Source organism: Sphingobium sp. SA916 (assembly GCF_002894065.1).
GTDB lineage: Bacteria > Pseudomonadota > Alphaproteobacteria > Sphingomonadales > Sphingomonadaceae > Sphingobium > Sphingobium fuliginis.
Map to the genome: position 1 here is coordinate 1 of NZ_LXYF01000113.1, position 2,319 is coordinate 2,319.

General features: G+C 59.6%; 4 protein-coding genes. 3 read left to right on the plus strand and 1 reads right to left on the minus strand.

The window, feature by feature from the left end:
- Positions 1-124 precede the first annotated feature (124 nt).
- Positions 125-319 (minus strand): hypothetical protein, encoded by a 195-nt coding sequence (locus A8G00_RS24610; protein ID WP_103001953.1) that lies wholly within the window; start codon positions 317-319, stop codon positions 125-127.
- Positions 320-430: 111 nt separating this feature from the next.
- Here A8G00_RS24610 and A8G00_RS24615 point away from each other — a divergent pair, with 111 nt between their 5' ends.
- The 3 genes from A8G00_RS24615 to A8G00_RS25520 form a co-directional block, all read left to right on the plus strand.
- Positions 431-922 carry a hypothetical protein gene (locus A8G00_RS24615; RefSeq protein WP_146032648.1) on the plus strand — a complete coding sequence of 164 codons (492 nt, stop codon included), beginning with the start codon at positions 431-433 and terminating at the stop codon, positions 920-922.
- Positions 923-1,274: 352 nt separating this feature from the next.
- Positions 1,275-1,832, plus strand: coding sequence for a recombinase family protein (locus A8G00_RS24620; protein WP_103001955.1), 558 nt, complete (start codon positions 1,275-1,277; stop codon positions 1,830-1,832).
- 183 nt (positions 1,833-2,015) lie between these two features.
- The coding region (locus A8G00_RS25520; protein ID WP_216365664.1) for a hypothetical protein at positions 2,016-2,319 on the plus strand (304 nt) is incomplete at its 3' end.

A 2,319-nucleotide genomic window follows, 5' to 3' on the forward strand; every position in this document is an offset into this window, starting at 1 on the left:
CCATGCTGTGGGAACGGTGTCGCATTGGCTTTTCTCCAAAAGCCAAACCCACGGTCAATCATTATGGTCCCACCTGTCCGACCCCAGGGGCCCACTCCATTCCCGGGTCACTTCTCAACGGCAATCAACATGCCACGACCTCGCTGTCCAACTGCTTGATCCTGCTGAGCAGGGTTTGCGATCGGCTGAGCATGCTTTCGATGCCGCCATGTCGAGCCGCTTCTTTGAGCATTACGCGGAAGCCAGCGACAGCGGCTTCTTCATGGGTGAGCGGGTTCAGGACCATGTTAACGATTGGGTCGATATTGGTGATCTTCATTGAAAAAATCCCTTGACGTGAGTTACTTGCCAAGGGGTGCGCACCTCGTTGACGAACGCCGTTTTAGGGCAGGTCAGTGGGTAGCGCTTGGGTGCGAACATTTGGTGGAGCATGGGTCGGAAACCGAAGCACGAACTGACTGAGCAAGAGCGCTATGATGGTCAGGTCGCGAGCAGAGCAAACGCGGGCAAGAACGGCCGTCAGCGACAAATGGGATGGTTCCTCGACGCTGCCTCTTTCATCGTCCATTTACGGACGGAGGACCACCGGGGCCGACCGCCCATTGCCAAACTGGTGAAGTATTTGACTGAACGTGGCTGGAAATCTGAGCGCGGAAAAGAAGTCAGCCGACCTGAAGTCAAACGGATGCTCGAAACCTTCGAACCCGATGATGCGCTGCCAGAAAACAAGGCGGACTGGGAAGCGATCCAGTTGGGTCGGATTGAATCGCCTCCGGGGATTGAGGCCGCAAGCGTGGCAATCGATCCCAAAAAATGGACCGAGATGCAGGTCGCAATAAAGAACGGGTGGACGCCTGCTTGGCGAAGAAACGTGGTGCGACGAGCGAACGGGACCAACGATGCTGAATCTGACTCTCAATGAGCAGTCATTCATCCGGGCTGGTATGCTGGGGAGCATGGCGCACCGGCCTATGTCGCCATCGTAGGGGACGCGCACGCGTGCATAGGCTGGCTCCCCATCCGTCATGCTGACAAGCTCGTGCTGATCCGGCACCTGCCGCTCAGCCCCGTTGACCAGATGCTCTGCCGACTGTCGGCTTGATCACTGCCGCTGCCGTTCAGTGACGTTCGGTGGGCGATCTTCGCCTCGATAGGGCAACCATGTGCAAGACGGTCAGTGAGGCAGATCGCCGCCTCGCATGGGTCGCATTTTCTTGACGAAATACAGTTCTGTGAGAGTGTCTTAGAGCCAAACAGGACAGTCAGGAGGCTCGATGGGCAAGACACTCGGCTACGCACGGATCAGCACCGATCAGGGGCAGGATGCCACCAGCCAGAAGGCGATGTTGGAGTCACTGGGTGCGGTTGTCGTGTTCGTCGATGTCGGGAACGGATCGAAGCTCACCGGGCGCGACCAACTCGAAGCCGCCCTGCGCCTGCTCGACGAAGGTGACACGCTGCTGGCGCTCCACCCGGATCGTCTCGCGCGCGACACCGGCGACCTGCTGACGATCGCCAAGCGCGTCATTGAGAAGAAGGCGGTGCTGCGGATCAATGACCCGGCCATCACCCTCGACGGCACCGACATCATGGCCGAGGTCATGTTGACCGTGTTCGGGCTCGTGGGGATGATGGAAAAACACTTCATCAAAGCGAGGCAGCGCCGGGGCATTGAGGCGGCGAAGCTCAGGGGCGATGTCTACAAGGGCCGTCCCGCGACGATCAGCCCCGACGCTGTGCGCGATCTTCGTCAACAGGGGTTCGGTGCCACCCAGATCGCCAAGCGCCTCAAGATCGGGCGGGCGTCGGTCTATCGGCTGCTCGCTGCCTGAGCGTCGAGCCATGCTGTAAACTCGTCCACCGTCATGACCTGACCCGGTTGAGCCGCTGCCCGCTCGATCATCGCGAGGAAAGCCGGGGCGAGTTCTTCGCCCCGGCAGATCGGGCACGGATCATCCGTCCCATCATCACCACACCGTCCCTCATGCTGATCCACGATCCCGGAGCCTCCGCACATGACCCAGACCGATCATATCACAGGCTCACCGCCGTCGCTCAGTGAGCATGCTGCTGACCGTCAGGCGCGTGATGATGCCGGTGTTCTTCTGGGACTCGAACTGGCCCCGCCTCTCGACATTGAAAAGACAGGACAAAATCGGAGCGATCTATCCGACCTCGACGGCCCGCCCTGCTACGCTCCTCTTCTGGGCACCAGCACTTCTCAAGTGCTTGAAATCTCTCGGGGATCGCCCAAAAAACGGTCCCCAGAGAGCATCTGCTACCCCAAACTGCTACGGGAAAATGGCCCATCATCAGGCC